The 18,010-nt window shown below is 61.6% G+C and carries 15 protein-coding genes; 9 read left to right on the forward strand and 6 right to left on the reverse strand.

Going from position 1 to position 18,010, the window contains the following annotated elements:
- Positions 1 to 6: 6 nt before the first annotated feature.
- From KW845_RS09280 to KW845_RS09295, 4 genes are all read right to left on the reverse strand, one after another.
- Positions 7 to 1,089: a TauD/TfdA family dioxygenase gene (locus KW845_RS09280; RefSeq protein ID WP_218368945.1), complete on the reverse strand. Its 1,083-nt coding sequence runs from the start codon at positions 1,087 to 1,089 to the stop codon at positions 7 to 9.
- Between the two features lie 38 nt (positions 1,090 to 1,127).
- On the reverse strand, positions 1,128 to 2,429 hold the full coding sequence (locus KW845_RS09285) for a CaiB/BaiF CoA-transferase family protein (protein ID WP_218368946.1): 1,302 nt from the start codon (positions 2,427 to 2,429) through the stop codon (positions 1,128 to 1,130).
- Between the two features lie 22 nt (positions 2,430 to 2,451).
- Positions 2,452 to 3,921: an MmgE/PrpD family protein gene (locus KW845_RS09290; RefSeq protein WP_218368947.1), complete on the reverse strand. Its 1,470-nt coding sequence runs from the start codon at positions 3,919 to 3,921 to the stop codon at positions 2,452 to 2,454.
- Between the two features lie 142 nt (positions 3,922 to 4,063).
- Positions 4,064 to 4,822, reverse strand: coding sequence for a GntR family transcriptional regulator (locus KW845_RS09295; RefSeq protein ID WP_218368948.1), 759 nt, complete (start codon positions 4,820 to 4,822; stop codon positions 4,064 to 4,066).
- A 251-nt stretch (positions 4,823 to 5,073) separates the two neighbouring features.
- Between KW845_RS09295 and KW845_RS09300 the strand changes: the two genes are divergently transcribed.
- The 3 genes from KW845_RS09300 (at position 5,074) to KW845_RS09310 (ending at position 8,535) form a co-directional block, all read left to right on the forward strand.
- Positions 5,074 to 6,099, forward strand: coding sequence for a tripartite tricarboxylate transporter substrate binding protein (locus KW845_RS09300; protein WP_218368949.1), 1,026 nt, complete (start codon positions 5,074 to 5,076; stop codon positions 6,097 to 6,099).
- A 67-nt stretch (positions 6,100 to 6,166) separates the two neighbouring features.
- Positions 6,167 to 6,853: a cysteine hydrolase family protein gene (locus tag KW845_RS09305; protein WP_218368950.1), complete on the forward strand. Its 687-nt coding sequence runs from the start codon at positions 6,167 to 6,169 to the stop codon at positions 6,851 to 6,853.
- On the forward strand, positions 6,850 to 8,535 hold the full coding sequence (locus tag KW845_RS09310; protein ID WP_218368951.1) for an amidase: 1,686 nt from the start codon (positions 6,850 to 6,852) through the stop codon (positions 8,533 to 8,535). The genes KW845_RS09305 and KW845_RS09310 overlap by 4 nt, the downstream gene beginning before the upstream one ends.
- Before the next feature lie 43 nt (positions 8,536 to 8,578).
- Here KW845_RS09310 and KW845_RS09315 read toward each other — a convergent pair whose 3' ends face one another.
- Complete coding sequence (locus tag KW845_RS09315; RefSeq protein ID WP_218368952.1) at positions 8,579 to 9,442, reverse strand: MurR/RpiR family transcriptional regulator; 864 nt, start codon at positions 9,440 to 9,442, stop codon at positions 8,579 to 8,581.
- Between the two features lie 116 nt (positions 9,443 to 9,558).
- On the opposite strand from KW845_RS09315, the gene KW845_RS09320 reads away from it, so the two are divergent.
- From KW845_RS09320 to KW845_RS09345, 6 genes are all read left to right on the forward strand, one after another.
- A complete protein-coding gene (locus KW845_RS09320; RefSeq protein WP_218368953.1) occupies positions 9,559 to 11,739 on the forward strand; it encodes a N,N-dimethylformamidase beta subunit family domain-containing protein in 2,181 nt (726 codons plus the stop codon).
- A 43-nt stretch (positions 11,740 to 11,782) separates the two neighbouring features.
- Positions 11,783 to 13,114 (forward strand): aspartate aminotransferase family protein, encoded by a 1,332-nt coding sequence (locus KW845_RS09325; RefSeq protein WP_218368954.1) that lies wholly within the window; start codon positions 11,783 to 11,785, stop codon positions 13,112 to 13,114.
- Positions 13,107 to 14,378, forward strand: a complete 1,272-nt coding sequence (locus KW845_RS09330) for a hydantoinase/carbamoylase family amidase (protein ID WP_218368955.1) — start codon at positions 13,107 to 13,109, stop codon at positions 14,376 to 14,378. Before KW845_RS09325 ends, KW845_RS09330 begins: the two co-directional genes overlap by 8 nt.
- Positions 14,379 to 14,471: 93 nt before the next feature.
- Positions 14,472 to 15,458 carry a tripartite tricarboxylate transporter substrate binding protein gene (locus tag KW845_RS09335; RefSeq protein WP_218368956.1) on the forward strand — a complete coding sequence of 329 codons (987 nt, stop codon included), beginning with the start codon at positions 14,472 to 14,474 and terminating at the stop codon, positions 15,456 to 15,458.
- A 74-nt stretch (positions 15,459 to 15,532) separates the two neighbouring features.
- Entirely contained in the window at positions 15,533 to 15,733 is a 201-nt protein-coding gene (locus tag KW845_RS09340; RefSeq protein WP_218368957.1) for a hypothetical protein, read from the forward strand.
- Positions 15,730 to 17,121: an amidase gene (locus KW845_RS09345; protein ID WP_218368958.1), complete on the forward strand. Its 1,392-nt coding sequence runs from the start codon at positions 15,730 to 15,732 to the stop codon at positions 17,119 to 17,121. The genes KW845_RS09340 and KW845_RS09345 overlap by 4 nt, the downstream gene beginning before the upstream one ends.
- A gap of 6 nt (positions 17,122 to 17,127) precedes the next feature.
- Here the strand turns inward: KW845_RS09345 and KW845_RS09350 are convergent, their stop codons facing one another.
- Positions 17,128 to 17,961 carry an oxidoreductase gene (locus KW845_RS09350; protein WP_218368959.1) on the reverse strand — a complete coding sequence of 278 codons (834 nt, stop codon included), beginning with the start codon at positions 17,959 to 17,961 and terminating at the stop codon, positions 17,128 to 17,130.
- Positions 17,962 to 18,010: the final 49 nt, after the last annotated feature.

Here is an 18,010-nt window from a genome sequence, read left to right on the forward strand (position 1 = left end):
ATGGGGTCAATCCACCATTTTCGCCAACGAACCTTCCAGAAGCTTCTTATAGTGAATGGAAGGCAGTTCGATCAGCGGCTGCCGATACTGGCTCCACAAGCGCCGGTCTTCGGCGGTATGAAACACCTGCGCTTGCGGCATGGCGGGCCACGAAGGCACCTCGAACCAAAGCCGCAACAGATGCCGGCGGTTTTCCAGTTCGGGCGAATCTTCATAGTCCGTACGGCCATGCACCATCATGCGGTTGTTCAAGAACTGGATATCCCCTTCCTTGAACCCCATGTCCAGGTAAAGCTCGGGCGACGCCGCCACCTTGCGCACCCGGTACAGGGCTTCGGATTCTTCTGGCGAAAAGGGAACCTGGTTGCTCTTCTCTGCCAGGCGCGCATAGCCGGTAGGCAGATAGCAGGTCACTTCGCCGTTTTCTTCGTGGAAGAACGGGACGCGGTCTTTGCTGAAGGTGCGTGTTGCGCGACGGCCATCTTCGTCGGTGCGTTTCAAATGCAGGCCGCGGGCCAGCAATCCAAGCAGCTCGGGATACTTCTCGGCCATGGCATTGTGCACCGCCAATGCGCTGGCAATGCGGCTTTCCCCGCCGGACACCGCAGACTTCAGGCACATCAGCCCGATGATGTCGCATGAGTCCGTATGCATGAGCTGGCCGCCACCTTTGCGGTAGCCGCGCGATTTCGGCTCATAGTCGCTCACATCCATGACATGGCCCAGCAGGTCGCCCAGGTACGACTGGGTCATGGGCCGGCCCAGATACGAACCCAGGCCAAAATAGATGCGGGTCATATCGTCGTCCGAATACTTCTCGCGGGGCAGCCCGCGCAGCATCAGAAAACCCCTGCCCGTACGCAGGCGTACCGGCAGGTCGCGCATCAGGTCGCCCACCTTGTCCAGCGGGAATGCCTGCGGCGTAATGTCGGGAAAGTCGACTTCACCCAGCGTCAGCAGATGCTTGAGCGCGAGGTCGATTTCCTTGAGTTCGGCATCCGACAGCACATGCAGCCCTTCTTTCATCCAGTCGATATCGGGGCCGGCCCATACGCCTGGACCTTCGAGTTGGGTACCGATCATGCTCATGATGTGTTGCTCCTGGTCGGGTTATCGGGTGGTGTTCATTAACGCCCAGTCGTGGCAAGAGCAAGATCGTCCGCGTCTGCCGATGCCGGGTCCGGACGCTGGAAAATAGCGCCTGATTCCACAAGTTGCTCAAACCGCGTCTCGCCTACTACAGAGATCAGGCATTCCGCGCTGTGCTCGCCTTTGTGCGGCGCACGGCGGCGGAAGGTGCCTGGTGTGCCAGACAGCCTGGGGACAACGTTGTGCATGGGCATGAGCCCGATGTCTTCATCGGGCAGTTGCACCAGGCTCTCGCGCTCGATGACATACTGGTCCGTCATTAAATGAGAGGCATCGAAAACCGGCCCCACGGTTACGTCTGCCGCTTCGAAAATCCGCAGATTGTCTTCAAGCGAGTGCCTGCCCACGAAATCGCCCACGATGGCGTCGACTTCTTCGACATGCTTCAGCCGGTCGGCCACGGTTGCGTATCGCGGGTTGGTGGTCACGTCTTCGCGCCCGATAGTCTTGAACAGCCTCGCAGACATGCTGGCGGTCGATGTAGAGACGCACACCCATTGCCCATCCTGGGTGCGGTAGGTGTTGCGCGGCGCCGTCGTGCTAGAGCGGCTTCCGGTGCGGGGCTTTACCTTCCCGGTAATCGCGTAACTGGCTGCCTGGGGGCCCAGCAACGAGACAATGGGCTCAAACAGGGAAAGGTCGACGACTTGGCCATTGCCGCCATTCACGCGGCTGTTCCATAGTGCAATCATGGTGGCATTGGCACCGTACAGGCCTGCTGCCATGTCGCCCAGGAAGAATGGGGGCAGAACCGGCTCGCGGTCCGAGAAGCCGTTCATCGCGGCAAAGCCGGAATAACCTTCTACCAGTGTGCCGAATCCCGGTTTGCGGCGATAAGGCCCAGTCTGGCCCCAGCCAGAGATGCGCACGACGACGAGCTTCTTGTTGATCGCGTGCAGAACGTCGGGGCCAAGCCCGATTTCCTCAAGCACGCCCGGCCGGAAGCTTTCCACGATGACGTCGGCCGAGGCAGCCATCTGCTTGATGATGCCCATGGCCTCCGGATGCCGGAAATCCAGGCAGACACTGCGCTTGTTGCGGGCATAGACTTTCCAGAAGGTTTCGATTCCATCCGCCTGGAAAGCCCGCAAGGTGTCGCCCGTGCGGGGCTCGACTTTGATAACGTCGGCACCGAAGTCGGCAAGCTGCAACGTCAGCATGTTTCCGGCGACCAGCCGCGATAAATCCACGACGCGTACGCCATGCAGGGGGCCACGTACGCTGGCGTCGAATTGTTTGGTCGGAAGCCCGTTCCGGTTCTTGATGGCTGCTTGTGTCATTGAGGTCTCTGTGGCCGTATGCCTATACCGAAACGGTCTGCGAAGAATGCCGCGGGGTCGAAAGGGGAACGCAAAGCTGAAGCAGTTCATCGACATTCGCGCAATTGGCCAAATCCCGCGTGTGCGCCAGGATCCGCTCGATGGCTTGCTTGCCGACCACCGGCTCCGCAAGATGCCCAAACTTCTCTTCCACGCCGGAATCGCTCAGGCGGCGGCCGGGCTCGCCCGGTGGTTCGTCGACTTCGGCGGCCAGGGTGCGGCCGTTCTTCAGCGTCACTGTGATCCTGGCCGGGCGCAAGCCGGGGTACCTTGCTTCGCAATCGTCATCAACCGAGGTAAACACCCGGGAGCAGAATGCCGTGACGCCAGGATCGGCGCGCTCCGCATCGCTGAACTGCGCAGGCGTTACCTTCCCGCGTGCGAGCGCCACGGCCAGAACGTAGCGCATGCTCATTTGCGCGGTGGTCATCTCGCTCCACCCCGGTGCGCCATGGGCGGCCGCCACGGCATAGGTGCCTACATGTATGGAATCTATGTCCGCCAATTGCAGGCCATGCCTGGCCCGCAAAGCCAGCAGCATTTCGACCGGGCCGTGTATGTGCCGGCAGCTCGCATACGGTTTCAGATAGCACTGCGTGACGGCAAAGCTGTCCGCGGGTCCGCCGGCGGCAAGAATCTTCAGTTCCGAATAATCGTTTTCGGGCAGGTCGCCGCCGGCATGAGAATGCAGATACCCGTTGCCGGATTCCAGTGCGTTGGGCGGGCCTATCAAGCCCTGGCTTGCCAGCAAGGCCGCGAACAGCCCTTCGCGCGCGCCCAGGCCGCCATGCAAACGCTTGACGTCGCCGCCGTCCAGGAAGGTGAATAGCCCGGCAGACGAACTCGCCGCGATACCCATCGCACTTTCCATCTGGCCGGCAGTCAGGCGCAGCAAGTTGCCGGCGGTCGCGGCGGCTGCAAAAACGCCCGCGGCGGAAGTGGGATGGAAGCCCCGCCAGCGTGCCCTGGGGTGTGTGGCCGCGGAGATGCGGCACGCCACCTCATAGCCGGCGGCAATTGCCGTCAGCATCTCCTTGCCCGATTTTTCCAGCCGCGCGCCCAGCAGTAATGCCGCGGGCACCACAACACATCCTGGGTGCATCATGCCGGGTCTGTAGCCGTCATCCAGTTCCAGCCCGTGCGCGGCCGTGCCCATCATGTGGGTGGCCGCCAGCAAGCCCATGCCGCTGGCCGGCCTGCCCGGTACGGGCATCGGCATGTCGCTGCCCGCCTCGCCGGCAAGCTTCAGGGTGGACACAACCGTTTCTGTGGCGCTTTGCGTGGCGCCGGCGATTGCCGCGCCCAAGGTGTCCAGAAAATGCCGCCCCGCATGCAGCCGGGCATCGGCGTCCAGATGTTGCCAGCCCAGCGCGGCGGCAAAGGTGGCGCAAGCTTTGGTGGGGGGTAATGATGCTGCCATTGCCCGCAGTTCGGAAATACTCGGGTCCGCCATTGTCTCCTCCTCGTTGTCATCATGATATCATTATATCTGACGAGGCAGGTGGAGATGGCGTGCCTGGCAATTCCCGGCTGGGGCGAAGCAGCCGGCAGGCGGAATTCGCTACCGCTTCAGGAAGCGGCCACGCGGGGCGGACTCAGTGCGCCTTTCGGTCGAGGCTCATTTTGTACGTGAAGCGCTTGGCGGGATGGACATTGACCGTGACTTCGAAGGGCTCGTTTTCTTCACAGTAATAGCGGCGCACGATTCTCAGCCCTGGCGAACCCACCTCGGCTTCGAGCACATGTGCCTGCTGTTCATCCAGCGCGATGGCTTCGAGCTCTTGTTCGATGCGCACGATTTGAAGACTGTGCTGTTCGCAGATCAGGGAATAGAAGGGGGTGTCGTATCGAGACTTGCGCGTCAGGATGTCGTCGTACGGAGCGCGGATATGGATTGTTGCGTCGGCAAAAGCCATATAGGGCCCGGTGGACGACTGGTTATAGCCCTTGATGACCTTCCACTTCTGGCCAGGCGCGCACTTGAGCAGGCTTCTGTCGTTCTCGCCGGCGATGAGCTCGGAGCGATGTTCGATCAGAAAGCGGGTTTTCTCGCCTTCGTACTGCAAGACGTCGTCGAGCGATCGCATGGCGGCCAGGTAGCTGGTGCGGACTTCCCTGGCTTGTACCCGGGTGCCGACGCCGTGCAAGGTGGCAACCAATCCCATGGTTGCCAGCCTTTTCAGGGCTTCCCTGATGGTCGTCCTGCTGACCTGGAACCGTTCGATCAATTCCGCTTCGCGAGGCAGCAGCGTGCCTGTCGGATAGCGGCCGGCGCCGATCTCGCGAGCCAGTGTGTCCGTCACGATCAGGTATCGAGCACGTCCGGAAGAAGAAGCGCTTGAAGTGGATGCCATGCGTTCAGTCCTGTTGTAAGTATTTGCGCGCCTGCCGCGTGGGCCGAGGCTGCGCCGATTCTACTCCAAGGCAATCGCTCCTTGACCCGTCCCATATCCCTAGTCATAATGATCTCATTATCTCTTTGGGTCTTTCTTGAGATAGCGCAAACCCAGGGGGCAAGCCGGAAACCGGCATGGCAAGACGCGGAAGTCCATCACCAAAAACAGCTTCATGCAGCGCCAGCATTATCAGACCAAGGAGAGAGACGATGACACGCAAAGAGCGCCGGGCCGGGCCGGGCCCGAGTACCCGCAGGACATGGATGGCGGCGGCCGCTGCGGCTTGTGCCCTGCTGATGGTCTTGCCCATTCGGGCGGTTCAGGCAAGTGACACGGGAAACTGGCCCAATAAGCCCATACGTATCGTGGTGCCGTTCTCGCCCGGGGGCAGCAACGACCATATCGCGCGCCGCTTGGCGCAATCCCTGTCGGACTCGCTGGGCCAAAGCGTCGTTGTCGAGAACAAGGGCGGGGCAGCGGGCGTGGTGGGGTCGGCCATGGTCGCGAATTCAGCCCCTGATGGCTACACCTACCTATTCGTATCGGCCACGCTGGCAACCAGCGCGGCCACGCAGAACCCGCCGTATGACACCTTGAAGTCGTTCGACGCCGTGGGGCGGGTAGCCGAAGCGCCGTTCGTCATGCTGACGCGCAAGGATTTTCCCGCGACGACGCTCGTCGATTTCATCAAGTATGCGAAAGCCAATCCTGGCGAGATCAACTATGGAACAACGGGGGCGGGCGACAGTGGGCACCTGCTTACCGAGCTTTTCGGTTCACTCTCGGGCATCAAGATGCAACAGGTCGGCTACAAGGGAATGGGCCCGGCCCAGATGGACCTGGTGGCGGGGCGCCTGGACTTCATGATCACCACCCTGGCCTCTATCGGCGGCACCCCGGCAGGGGATTTGCCCAAACTGGCGTTCACCGGCAGTACGCGTGAACCGGAGTTCGCATCCGTGCCCACCGTGCGTGAGGCCACCGGGCTGGACTACGACGTGAATGTCTGGTGGGGGCTGTTTGCCCCGCACGGGACGCCCGGCCCCATCACGGACAAGATGAATAAGGAAGTGGCCCGGATCGTCGCGCTTCCGGAATTCAAGGAGTTCCTGGTCAGCCTGGGGGCCAAGTCGTCGCCCTCCAGTCGTGCCGAGATGGCGGCGCAGCTGAAGCAGGACGTCGAGGTATTCACGCAGACGGCGCGGCGCAGCGGCATCAACATCGCCAGCAAGTAGGCTTACCCAGGCCGGGGGGCAGTGCGCCCCCGTGGCCATTTCCATCCAGTCACAAAGAAGGACATGCATGAAGCCGTGGGAGCAGTACCTGTCAGACGATGACCGTGCAGTCATCCAGCGCGCCAAGTTCAGCCGGCGCATGGACTTCGGCGCCAGGCCCGCCATTGTCGTCATCGATGTCCAAAGATTCATGATAGGCAAGGCCGATGCGCCCATGGACTGGCCATCGAACAGCGGTGCCGCCGGCCACGCGGCCATCCCGCATATTCAGCACGTCTTGCGTGCCGCAAGGGCGCAAAAAGTGCCGTGCTTCTTCGCGGCTTTCGAGGTCGATGCCAGCGGCAAAGACATGGGTGTCTATCGTCGCAAGCGCGACCTGCTCGATACGCAGAACTGGTGCCTGGCGGGCAGCACGGGGGCGGAAATCCTGCCCGAAATGGAGGTGGCCGGCGAGGACATCGTCTTCGTCAAGAAGAAGCCCAGCGGCTTTCATGGCACCCCGCTGTTGGGCTACCTGGTCGAGCGCCAGATCGATACCGTCATCGTCATGGGCGGATCAACCAGCAATTGCGTACGCGCCACGGTATTCGACGCATCGTCCTACAACTTCCGCACGATCGTCGTCCAGGAAGGCGTCTTCGACCGGATACCGATTTCTCATGCCATTTCCTTGTTTGACATGGACAGGCAATTTGCCGATGTCGTGCCCAGCGCAGAAGTTGTCCAGTATCTAGGCTCTTTGCCCCGGCCATGAACCAAGCCAACCTCGATGAGCGAGACGGGCAAAAGGCGGTCAAGCAAACGGTTGCGCAATACCTGGTGGTCAGCACCCAGTACTTGCACGACGTTCCTTCCCGCACGGATCCCGCCCTGCTGGCTTCGGAGCTCAGTCGGCTGAATGCCGCGGTGCGCGCCAGCGCTGGCAGCATCAGTCCCTTCTGCCAGCCCGCGGACTACCCGCGTGCGCTGCTCCAGGAACGTGATCGCGGCAATGTGACCTCGGGGCCGGCTCCGGCCGTGCCATCCCGCCGGCAAATGCCCGGCGCTGGCAAGGCAGGCCAGCCGCTTCGCCACCAGACACTGGCGCAGGCCGCCCGCAAGATGGCTGCAGGCGAACTGAGCGCGGAGCAACTGACCGCCCAGGCGCTCGCCCGGGCCACAGAGCACCAGCCTGCGCTCAATGCATTCATCGAAATCTGGGCCGACAAAGCCATGGCGCAGGCCCGGGCTGCCGATGCGGAACGCGCCCGTGGAAAGTTGCGCGGGCGTTTGCATGGCATTCCGCTTGCACACAAGGATTGCTTCGAAATCGAAGGCCACGCCGCCACCATAGGATCCCGGGCCCGCCCGGCCGTCAAGGCGGCGTGCGACGCACACGCCATTCGCCTATTGAAGGAAGCGGGCGCCGTCACCGTCGGCGCGTTGAACTTGAACGAGATGGTGGCGGGCCCCACTGGGCAGAACCCCCAGTTCGGCGACTGCCGCAATGCCCTCGATCCTTTCCGGATCTCGGGCGGCTCGTCCAGCGGTTCCGGCGCAGCCGTGGCATCCGGTGCGGTCTTTGCATCCCTGGGCAGCGATACGGGGGGATCAATACGCTTACCGGCTTCCGTGCACGGCTTGTTCGGCCTGAAGCCGACCTACGGGCGCATCTCGCGCAACGGCTGTTTTCCTAGGGCGTTTTCGCTGGACTGCGTCGGCCCGCTGGCACGCACGGCCGAAGACTGTGCGATCCTTCTGCAAGCGGTGGCTGGGCCAGATGCGGAAGACCCATCTTCACTGGGTGCCGGCGTGCCGGATTATCCCGGCTTGCTGGACATCGCAGCCGAGAACAGCCGTGTCGCGGTACTGGATTTGCCGGGGGCGGAAGCCTGCGACCCCGATATCGCTTCCGTCTTCGGCGATTTCGCACAGCGCGTGGAACACCTGTTCGGCACGGTTCGCACAGTGGGCTTTCCGCAGTTGTCGGCCTGCTACGCCATGGGCGATGTCATCTCCAAGGTAGAGGCCGCAACCTTGCACAGTCAATGGATGCGGACCAACGCACAGGCCTATTCGCAGGCCGTGTACTCGCGCACGGAACCCGGGCTGCATATGCCTGCTGCTCGTTACCTCGAGGCGATGATGGTGCGCGCGCGCGTATTGCGCGAGTTTCTGGCGGGGCCGATGTCGGGCGTGGATATTCTGCTGTGCCCGGCCATTCCCATCCCTGTTCCGTTGCGGGCCGATGCCGACATGGAAAAGAAGGGCAGCGTATTCAATGTCGTGGGCGAAATCACGCGCCTGACGCGGCCATTCAGCTATTTGGGATTGCCCGTGCTCAGCATGCCCATTGGCCTGGACCGCAACGGCATGCCGGTGGGGGCCCAGTTGATCGGCAAGCCGCTGGCCGAGGCACGCTTATTATCCTTTGCGCACCAGATGTCGCTTGCCTGAGCTGGGTTCGGCGGTGCCGACCTTGAATGCACCGCCAGCCCCGTCACTCTTCAGGCTCGAAAGCGCCGGTCTCTACCATCAGTTTCTGATATTCCTTCGCCCGCTGCACGGCGCCGGTGCCCAGGCGCAAGGCCCACGCCGAGGCAAGCCATTGGACGATGGCCATGGCCCCCACCATGGAATCGAAGAAGGCGTCGGATTCTTTGCCGACCAGCAGATGCCTGTCTGTCACGCGCGCCAAGGCGTTGAGCGGCGCGTCGACGATTCCCAGTGTCCAGGCGCCGGCCGCGGCAGCCCGGCAGGTTGCGCCCACTGTTTCCCGGCTGCATGGGCTGAACGACGCGGAAATGACCATGTCCTGCTGGTCCAGGCCCAGTAAATCCAGCCCGAAGGCCCCACCGCGATCATCCGCCAGGACCGCACCCGGGCAAGTGATTCTAAGCAGATAGTGAAGCCAGGTCATGACCGGCGTGCACGACCTGCGGCCGATAAGCGCGATCCGGCGTGCCTTGGCCATGCGCTCGACAGTTTCCTGGATGACCTCTGCATTTTCCGCCGTATAGCAGGATTGGACATTCTTCAGTTCCGTGCGCAGCATCGTTTGCGGCCGCGCCAGCGAATTGAACGTGACCAGCCGCTCGGCAAACATCGACTCGGCGGGCCCGTCGCGCAAGATCTGGGCAAACCCTTCCCGCAGGCCCTTCCATCCGTCGTAGCCCAGCTCCTGGGCCAAGCGGATGAACGAGGCGCTCGAACGTCCCGACAGTGTCGACAACTCGTTCAGTGGGCGGGTCGCCACCTCTGCCGGATTGGCAAGAACCCAGTTGGCGGTTCGTCGCAAGGTGCGAGACAGGTTTTCGTACTGATCGCGCAACTGCTCCTGCACGGATATGGCCTGCTTTGTCATAAGCACCAAATCTAGAAATGGATTATTTACTCCAGAAGTTCATATTCTGGAGTATTCAATTTACCATCGTTCCTGTTCAGAACTCAGACGAAATGCGTGTAGAGGAAGCGGCCGCGATGATTTCACTTGTTGGATATACCGATAAATTCTCGGCTCGTCCTGGAGAAACAATCAGCGTCAAGGTATCGAGCGACCTGCAGTCGCCATACCACGCCGACCTCGTACGCATACGAAGCGCCGACCCCAATCCTGAAGGCCCGGGCGTCATCGTCGAAGCGGTGCCAGCTTCCTTTGAGGGGGCCTATGCGTCCGTCAAGAAGCCGATCCATGCCGGCTCGTATGGCGTTGTCGCGCCAGCGGGCCTGCATCTGGGGGGGCAATGGACGATCTGCCTTCGGGTGCAGCCGTGGCTCTTGCACGACCGGGACCAGGTGGTGCTCAGCATTCAGGCAGACCAGTTGCTGTCCGTCGTGATACACCGCAGCGGCGCCCGGCTACAGGTCGGCCAGGCGCGCTGCGAGGTTTCGGCGCCCCTGCATGAAAGGCAGTGGTACGAGCTGCGCCTGATCGGCGACCAGGGGCGCATACAGCTGATGCAAACGCCCTTGTCCGCCGCCGGGCCCGGCCAGCCGCCCAGCATGGCGTCGCTGGAATTGCGGCGCCCGCTGGGGGATGCCACCCAGGTGGTATTCGCCGCAGAGCCGCGCAACCAGGAAGGCACGTTCCATAAGCATTTCAACGGTCGCGTCGAGCACCCGTTCTGGTTGCAAGGCGTGCACGACGCGCCTGCGCCGTTGATGCCGCATACCTATCTGTATCCCACCCTGCTGGCGTGGTGGGACTTCAGCCAGGACATCGAGTCATTGGGCATATCCGACCAAGGGCCATTCAAGTTCCACGGCAAGATGGTCAATCTTCCCACCCGCGCCGTGCGAGGCCCGTTCTGGACCGGTCAAAGCATGAGCTGGAAGCAATCGCCCGGGGAATACGCCGCTGTCCATTTCCATGAAGACGATCTGTATGACTGCGATTGGGCCACGGACTTTGCGTTCGCGGTGCCCCACGACCTTCGCAGCGGTGTATACGGAATACGCCTGAGAGAGCGCCTGGACGATTCTTCCGGCGAAGAGGACATCATTCCGGTTTTCGTCCTTCCCGGGGCCGCAGGTACCCGCGCCAAGGTGGCGTTGGTGATGTCGACGTACACATACCAAATCTACGCAAACTACGACAGGAAGAACTACGACGACTCGCTGAAAGCCCGTATCGCGCAGTGGGGAACCTATCCGCATCACCCGGCCGAGAACAAACAGTTCGGCTTGTCCTGCTACAACCTGCATGCCGATGGCAGCGGGGTCACTTTCTCTACAGCCCGGCGTCCGATCCTGACCATGCGCCCGGCCTACATCGCCTATACCGACCAGCGCGGATCCGGGCTGCGCCATTTTGCGGCCGATATGCACATCGTCGCCTGGCTGGAGGCGACAGGAATCGAGTTCGACATCCTGACGGACCACGAGCTCGAGAAAGAAGGGGTGGGCGCGCTTGAGCCCTACCAGGCGGTCTTGACCGGCACGCACCCCGAATACCAGTCCAAAGCCACATTGGATGCTTTTCGCGACTATATCAATGGCGGCGGCCGCCTGGCCTACCTGGGCGGCAACGGATTCTATTGGCGCGTGGCGGCCAGCGACACCGTGCCCGATACGCTTGAAGTGCGCCGAGCGGAAACCGGCGTTCGCTCGTGGATTGCGCAGCCCGGCGAGTACTACCACGCATTCGACGGCAGCTACGGCGGGCTGTGGCGCAACAACGGACGCGCGCCGCAACAACTGGTCGGTGTCGGCTTCAGCGCCCAAGGCAAGTTCGAGGGATCCTACTACAAGCGGCTGGATGTCTCTTATGAGAAGCAGTTCGCCTGGATGTTCCAAGGCATCCCCGACGCGAACCTGGGCGACTTCGGCTATTCAGGCGGCGGGGCGGCCGGCTTCGAGCTGGATCGCGCCGATCCCTTGCTGGGCACGCCGCCACAGGCAACGGTTCTTTGCCGCTCCGAAGGGCACTCCTCTACCTTTGGCGCCACGCTGGAAGAACTGATCGCCCCGCCGGCCTACAAAGAAGGCGACAAGGCGGCCTCGCTGGTGCGTGCGGAAATCGTCTATTTCGAAAACGACCGCGGCGGCGCGGTGTTCTCCGTGGGCTCTATTACGTTCTGCGGCAGCTTGCCGTGGAACAACTTCGACAACTCCATTTCCACCCTGCTGGGCAATGTGGTGGGCCATTTCCTGTCGCGCTGACAACGGCCAGGTCCTTATCCCCGATCCGCAATAGAGTAGAAAAATGTACGACGCAAAAATGTATCCCGCATCGCATGCCTTATACGCCGATGCGAAGCAGTATCTGCCTGGCGGCAATACGCGCACCACGGTATTCGAGAAGCCTTTTCCCTTGTACGCGTCACATGGCAAGGGATGCCATGTATGGGATGTGGACGGCAACAGGCGCATCGACTGCATCAATAACTACACGTCCATGATCCACGGGCACGCGCATCCCGGCATCCACCGGATGGTGCTACGCCAGATGGAAAGCGGCACCTGCTTTGGCATGCCGACCGAATCCGAGATCTTGCTGGCCAAAGAGCTGGTGCGACGGCTGGATTCGGTCGAGACCGTGCGATTCACCAATTCGGGTACCGAGGCGGTGATGATGGCCATCAAGGCGGCGCGCGCCTACACGGGGCGCCCCAAGATCGCAAAGGTGGAAGGGGCCTACCACGGCAGTTACGATCCCGCGGAAATCAGCCTGGATCCCGGCCCGCAACAGTGGGGGGCAAGCACGCCCAATTCGGTCCCCTATGCCAAAGGAACGCCGGCAAGCGTCGTCGGTGACGTCATCGTGCTGCCGTTCAATGACCCCGAGAAGGCCAAAGCACTCATTACCTTGCATGGCAAAGACCTTGCCGCGATCTTGATCGACCCCTTGCCGAACCGGGCGGGGCTGATTCCTGCTTCGGATGCTTTCCTTCAGGCCATACGCGCCGCCGCGGACGCGGTTGGAGCGCTTGTCATATTCGATGAAGTGATCTCTTTCCGCCTTAGCCATGGCGGGGCGCAGGCGCTGTTTTCCATTGCCCCGGACCTGACCACACTTGGAAAAGTCATAGGCGGCGGTTTTCCGGTGGGCGCGGTGGGCGGCCGGCGCGATGTCATGGCGGTATTCGACCCATCGTCGGGCAAGCCCGCCTTGCCGCACGGCGGCACTTTCTCCGCCAATCCCGTCACGATGCAGGCGGGGCGTGCCGCCCTTGAGTTGCTGGACGAAAAAGCCTACGCCCATCTTGGGCAGATGGGCGACCAGGTCCGGAAGGCCGCCAACGATGCGTTGACGCGGCATGGCGTGCCGGGAATCGTGGTGGGAATGGGCTCTTTGCTCAAGATCCATTTCACTGACCGCGCGCCCACCGATTACCGCGCCGTCTATCCCAGCCCGGCCGAAGCCTCGAAGCTGCGGCTGTTCAACAAGACGCTGATCGGCAATGGGATCTTGCCTTCGGGCTACGGATTGATGGCGCTTTCAACGCCCATGGCGGCGGAAGACATCAGCCACATCAACCACGCCATCGATCTTGCCATCCAGATGGTCAAGAACCAGGAGTCTTCCCATGCATGACCGCCTGGGCAAGGAAATAGACGGGCTGTCCGCCGTGGCGCATGCTTTGTTCGAAGCAATCGCCGAGGCTTCCCGGGAAGGCGCCGGCATCAGCCGCCCCGCCTTCTGCAAAGAAGAGACGCAAGCCGGTGAACTGATCAGGAAATTTGCCGAATCCGAAGGCCTGCAATGCGGCGTGGATGGCGGCGGCAATTTCCAGTACGACCTAAACGGGAAAGACATGCAGGCCATGACCGTCATGGCCTCCCACCTGGACTCGGTGCCCATGGGCGGCAATTACGACGGCCTGGCGGGTGTGATTGCGGGCACCCTGGTGCAAGTGGCCTGCAGGCGCGCCGGCATCGTTCCCCCGCGCCGCCTCAGGACGCTCGGGTTTCGGGGCGAAGAAAGCCCCTGGTTTGGAACGGCCTACCTGGGCAGCAAGCTGGCATTGGGCAAGCTTGCCCAGCAAGACCTCGACGGGCTGACGCATATCCGCACGAAGCAATCGCTTGCCAGCCACCTGCAAACGCTGGGTGTCCATGCGGACGAAGCCGCTATCCGGGAAAAGCGGCTGCGCCATGAAGACGTTCATTCTTACCTGGAACTGCACATCGAGCAGGGGCCCGTGCTTGAAGACCTGGGCATTCCGGTAGGCCTCGCAACCGCGATACGGGGCAACATCCGCCATCCATTCTCTCGGTGCGCGGGCGTTTATGGCCATTCGTCCACCAGCCCGCGGCACCTGCGCAGCGATGCCGTCATCGCCACCGCGCAACTTGTCTGCGCGGCGGATCGGATGTGGAAGAAATTGCTCGATGAAGGGGGCAATGACGACCTCATCATCAACTTCGGCATCTTCTCTACGAACCCGGCGCACCATGCCATGACCAAGGTGCCTGGCGAGGTCGACTTCAGCTTCAATATCGCGGGCACCAACAACGAGGTTGCGCACGCACTATATCGCCAGATCCGCTCGGAGGCGGATCGCATACAGGACGAGTTCCGGGTGCGCTTCGATTTCGGCGCCACGGTAGGCACCGATGCGATTCATCTGGATGCGGATCTCATTGCCGCCGCAGAGGTTGCGGCCAGCGGCCTGGGGCTGAAATCGCTTCGCATGCCCACCGTCGGCCACGATGCCGCCATGTTTGCGCAACTAGGCATTCCAACCGGCATGGTCCTGGTGCGAAACCAGCATGGCAGCCATAACGTCGATGAAGCCATGCGTATTGAAGATTTTATCGACGCCACGAAAATTCTTGCGCATTGCGCGCTGAAGTAAGCGTACTTGAGCAAGCATATTCAAGTACATGCATTTATTCAACTACACGTACTTTTAAGTACACGCACTTATCAAGACCAGGGGAAATCCATCATGACCTTTATCTCAAGAATCACCGCGCCTTTCTGGAAGGCTTTGCTGGCAGGCATGCTTGCGTGGACTTGCGCAGGCCCCGTCCAAGCCGCGTATCCGGAAAAGCCCGTTCGCCTGGTAGTTGGGTTTTCACCCGGCGGGGCCACCGATATCGCCGCACGGGTGGTTGCAGCTGAACTCAGCAATATCCTGAAGCAGCCGTTCGTTGTAGAAAACAAGCCGGGTGCCGGCAGCAATCTGGCCGCCGACCAGGTATCCCGGGCCGCCCCCGACGGCTACACCCTGTTCGTGGTTGCCGTTACCTCGGCCATCAACCAGACGCTGTACAAGGACCTGAACTTCGACATCGTCAAAGACTTCGCGCCGGTGGGGCTTCTGATCAAGTCGCCCAACCTGTTGGTGGTGAACCCCTCCCTTCCGGTCAATAACGTCCAGGAACTGGTGGACTATGCCAAGAAAAACCCCGGCAAGCTTGCCTTTGCCTCCGCGGGCACGGGCGGCTCGACCCACATGGCCGGCGAGCTGTTCAAGCTGCAAGCAGGCATCGACATGCTGCATGTTCCTTATCGGGGCAGCGCTCCCGCCATGGCGGATCTGATTGGCGGCCAGGTCCAGCTGAGTTTCGACAATATGCCGTCCGCCTGGCAACACGTGCAGTCCGGCAAATTGCGCGCGCTCGCGGTCACGACCAAGGAACGGTCGGCCAGCGCTCCCAACGTGCCTACCATGGCCGAATCGGGTTTTCCCGACTTCGACGTCTCTGCATGGTTCGGCCTGGTGGCCCCGGCGGGAACGCCCAGCGATGTCATTGCAAAGCTCAATACCGCGGTGAACCAGGTGCTGGCCATGCCCGCCGTGCGCGAACGCTTTGACACGATGGGCGCCGTTGCCGCGCCGACCACGCCCGGGCAGTTTGGCGATTACATCAAGTCCGAAGTGGATATGTGGGGCAAGGTGGTCAAGGCCTCTGGCGCCACCGCGAACTGATTCCATTGCCGATACGGTCATCCTCACGGGGAGCTTTCATGTCGAATACTATTCCGGCGCCTGCGCACGGGCCTATGTCAGCCCTGTCTGACGAAGACCTGCCTGCCTGGGCGCTTCATGCGGCCCGCTGTGCAGGGCTGGGCCAGGCCGTGCACCAGCATCCCGATCAGGTCGTGCGTGCCGCTGCCGCGGCCCGCAACACCCTGAAGGCCCTGCAGGATGATATGTCCGGAATTGCCCAGCTTTCCCGGCCGACCTGGGGCCTGTCAAAGTGAACGATGCCGACCTGTGCCTGCTTGGCCTGTCCGAGGCATCGACGCTCATTCACAGCCAGGATCTGTCGCCGGTTCGGTATACGCAGGCGCTGCTGAGCCGGATTGCCCAGGAAGATGAGCAATTGCATGCTTTCATCAGTGTCACCGCAGATATCGCACTGGACGAGGCCCAGGCCGCCGAGAGCGATATCAGGGCCGGAAAATGGCGCGGTCCGCTGCATGGCATGCCGTATGCGCTGAAAGACATCATCGATTACGCAGGTGTACCCACCACGGCGCAATCCCGGTTATTGGCCGACAACATTGCCAAGGACGGCGCGGGTGTCGTTCAGAAACTCAAGAACCAGGGGGCCGTACTCTTGGGAAAACTGAGTACGGATGAGTTTGCCTGCGGCGGATACCCCATCGATTGCCCCTGGCCCGCACCGCGAAATCCGTGGAACCCCGACTACATCACGGCGGGATCCTCCAGCGGTAGCGCTGTCGCGGTTGCGGCCCGCATGGTTCCCTTGTCGCTGGGTACCGACACCAATGGATCCATACGGAATCCGGCGGCCCGCTGCGGCATTGTGGGCCTCAAGCCCACCTATGGCCGCGTCAGCCGAAGCGGCGTGATTCCGTTGGCGCCGACGATGGACCATGTCGGCCCAATGACGCGTACGGTGGCAGACAATGCCTTGGCGTTGCAGGCCATGATGGGAAGCGATCCGGCAGACCCGGCAACTAACGGCCGCTCCTGTGCTGACGTCACTCGTTATGCTTCCGATTTGAACGGCTTGCGCATCGCGGTCGCGCGCAATGTCTATATGGAAGATCCGGCCGCGGACGCCGAACAGGTAGAGGGCATAGAAGAACTGGTTCGGGTGTTGGCCCAGGGCGGCGCCATCGTCCATGAAGTACGCGTTCCCGCACTTCGAAAATACAACCTTCTTTCACGGCTATTGCTAAGCATCGAGGCTTATGCCATCCATGAGCCCTGGCTGCGTTCGGATCCGCAAAGCTATGGAACCCGATGCCGGGAACGCTTGCTGCAAGGCGCCTTCCTGACCGCCGCCGATCATGCCCGCGCTCAAGAATTGCGCAGGCAATATACCGCAGAGCTCTCGGCGCTTTTCGCGGATACGGATCTATTGGTTACCGCGTCGGGCTACGATGCCACCCCGAAGGTAAGCGACCTGGAGTCGTTCCTGAAGACCTACGAGCGCCAGGTGCGGATGCCCTTCAACCTGACCGGACATCCCGCCTTGGTCCTGCCTACCGGGTTCTCAAGAAAAACAGGCATGCCCCTGTCTGCACAGATCGTGGGCCATCATTTCGACGAAGCCACCATCTATCGTGCCGCAAGCTTCTATGAACAAATCAAGCCTTGGCACAAGCAGTGTCCGTGATGGTGCTCAGCCGTCCGTCGAAACCGTAACGGCCTCCCATGCGCCGATTTCACTCGTCAATGCCGACAGCTTGTCTCGCACGAGCCCGACAGCATCGCTACCGAGCAAAAGATGCGCGGGCGGGCGATCCGCAGCAATGGCGGCCAGCATCGCGTGCGCCGCTTTGACGGGGTCTCCCGATTGCTTGCCGCTTTTTTCCTCGCGGGCTTTGCGAATGGGGTCAAAGATATCGTCATAATCTGAAATCGAGCGGGGCGTGCGTGTCATCGAACGGCCCGCCCAGTCGGTACGGAACGAACCCGGCGCCACGGCAGTCACAGCGATACCCAGGGGGGCAACCTCTTTGCCGAGCGCTTCCGAGATGCCTTCCAGCGCGAATTTGCTTCCGCAGTAATAAGCGATTCCCGGCATGGTGATGTAGCCGCCCATCGACGTGATATTCAGGATATGGCCACGCCGACGCTTACGCATGAACGGCAGGACGGCCTTCATCATGGCGACGGCGCCAAATACATTGACATCGAACTGCCGGCGCAGCTCGGACAAGGGCGATTCTTCCATGGTGCCCTCGTGGCCGTAGCCGGCATTGTTGACCAGGACATCGATGGGCCCCACGCTCGCCTCGATGTCCGCCACGACGCCGTCGATGGCCCCGAAGTCGGTTACGTCGAGTACACGTCCAACGGCAGCATCTGCCGACAAGGCCTCGAAATCGCCTCTTGCCTGCGTACTCCTTACCGTACCCACGACTTTATGACCCGTCGCCAGCGCTTCTTGCGCGAGTGCGCGGCCAAAGCCGCTGCTGACACCGGTGATGAGCAGGATTTTGCTGGATGCCATTGAAGCTACTCCCGAATCTTGATTAGAGAGTGCATACTAGTCTGATGAA

The organism is Bordetella sp. BOR01, from assembly GCF_019218885.1.
Classification (GTDB): Bacteria; Pseudomonadota; Gammaproteobacteria; order Burkholderiales; family Burkholderiaceae_B; genus Bordetella_A.

Excerpts from the sequence above, each read along its gene's own strand:
- KW845_RS09280 (WP_218368945.1), bottom strand. The coding sequence starts at position 1,089 with ATGAGCATGATCGGTACCCAACTCGAAGGTCCAGGCGTATGGGCCGGC.
- KW845_RS09285 (WP_218368946.1), bottom strand. The coding sequence starts at position 2,429 with ATGACACAAGCAGCCATCAAGAACCGGAACGGGCTTCCGACCAAACAA.
- KW845_RS09290 (WP_218368947.1), bottom strand. The coding sequence starts at position 3,921 with ATGGCGGACCCGAGTATTTCCGAACTGCGGGCAATGGCAGCATCATTA.
- KW845_RS09295 (WP_218368948.1), bottom strand. The coding sequence starts at position 4,822 with ATGGCATCCACTTCAAGCGCTTCTTCTTCCGGACGTGCTCGATACCTG.
- KW845_RS09300 (WP_218368949.1), top strand. The coding sequence starts at position 5,074 with ATGACACGCAAAGAGCGCCGGGCCGGGCCGGGCCCGAGTACCCGCAGG.
- KW845_RS09305 (WP_218368950.1), top strand. The coding sequence starts at position 6,167 with ATGAAGCCGTGGGAGCAGTACCTGTCAGACGATGACCGTGCAGTCATC.
- KW845_RS09310 (WP_218368951.1), top strand. The coding sequence starts at position 6,850 with ATGAACCAAGCCAACCTCGATGAGCGAGACGGGCAAAAGGCGGTCAAG.
- KW845_RS09315 (WP_218368952.1), bottom strand. The coding sequence starts at position 9,442 with ATGACAAAGCAGGCCATATCCGTGCAGGAGCAGTTGCGCGATCAGTAC.
- KW845_RS09320 (WP_218368953.1), top strand. The coding sequence starts at position 9,559 with ATGATTTCACTTGTTGGATATACCGATAAATTCTCGGCTCGTCCTGGA.
- KW845_RS09325 (WP_218368954.1), top strand. The coding sequence starts at position 11,783 with ATGTACGACGCAAAAATGTATCCCGCATCGCATGCCTTATACGCCGAT.
- KW845_RS09330 (WP_218368955.1), top strand. The coding sequence starts at position 13,107 with ATGCATGACCGCCTGGGCAAGGAAATAGACGGGCTGTCCGCCGTGGCG.
- KW845_RS09335 (WP_218368956.1), top strand. The coding sequence starts at position 14,472 with ATGACCTTTATCTCAAGAATCACCGCGCCTTTCTGGAAGGCTTTGCTG.
- KW845_RS09340 (WP_218368957.1), top strand. The coding sequence starts at position 15,533 with ATGTCAGCCCTGTCTGACGAAGACCTGCCTGCCTGGGCGCTTCATGCG.
- KW845_RS09350 (WP_218368959.1), bottom strand. The coding sequence starts at position 17,961 with ATGGCATCCAGCAAAATCCTGCTCATCACCGGTGTCAGCAGCGGCTTT.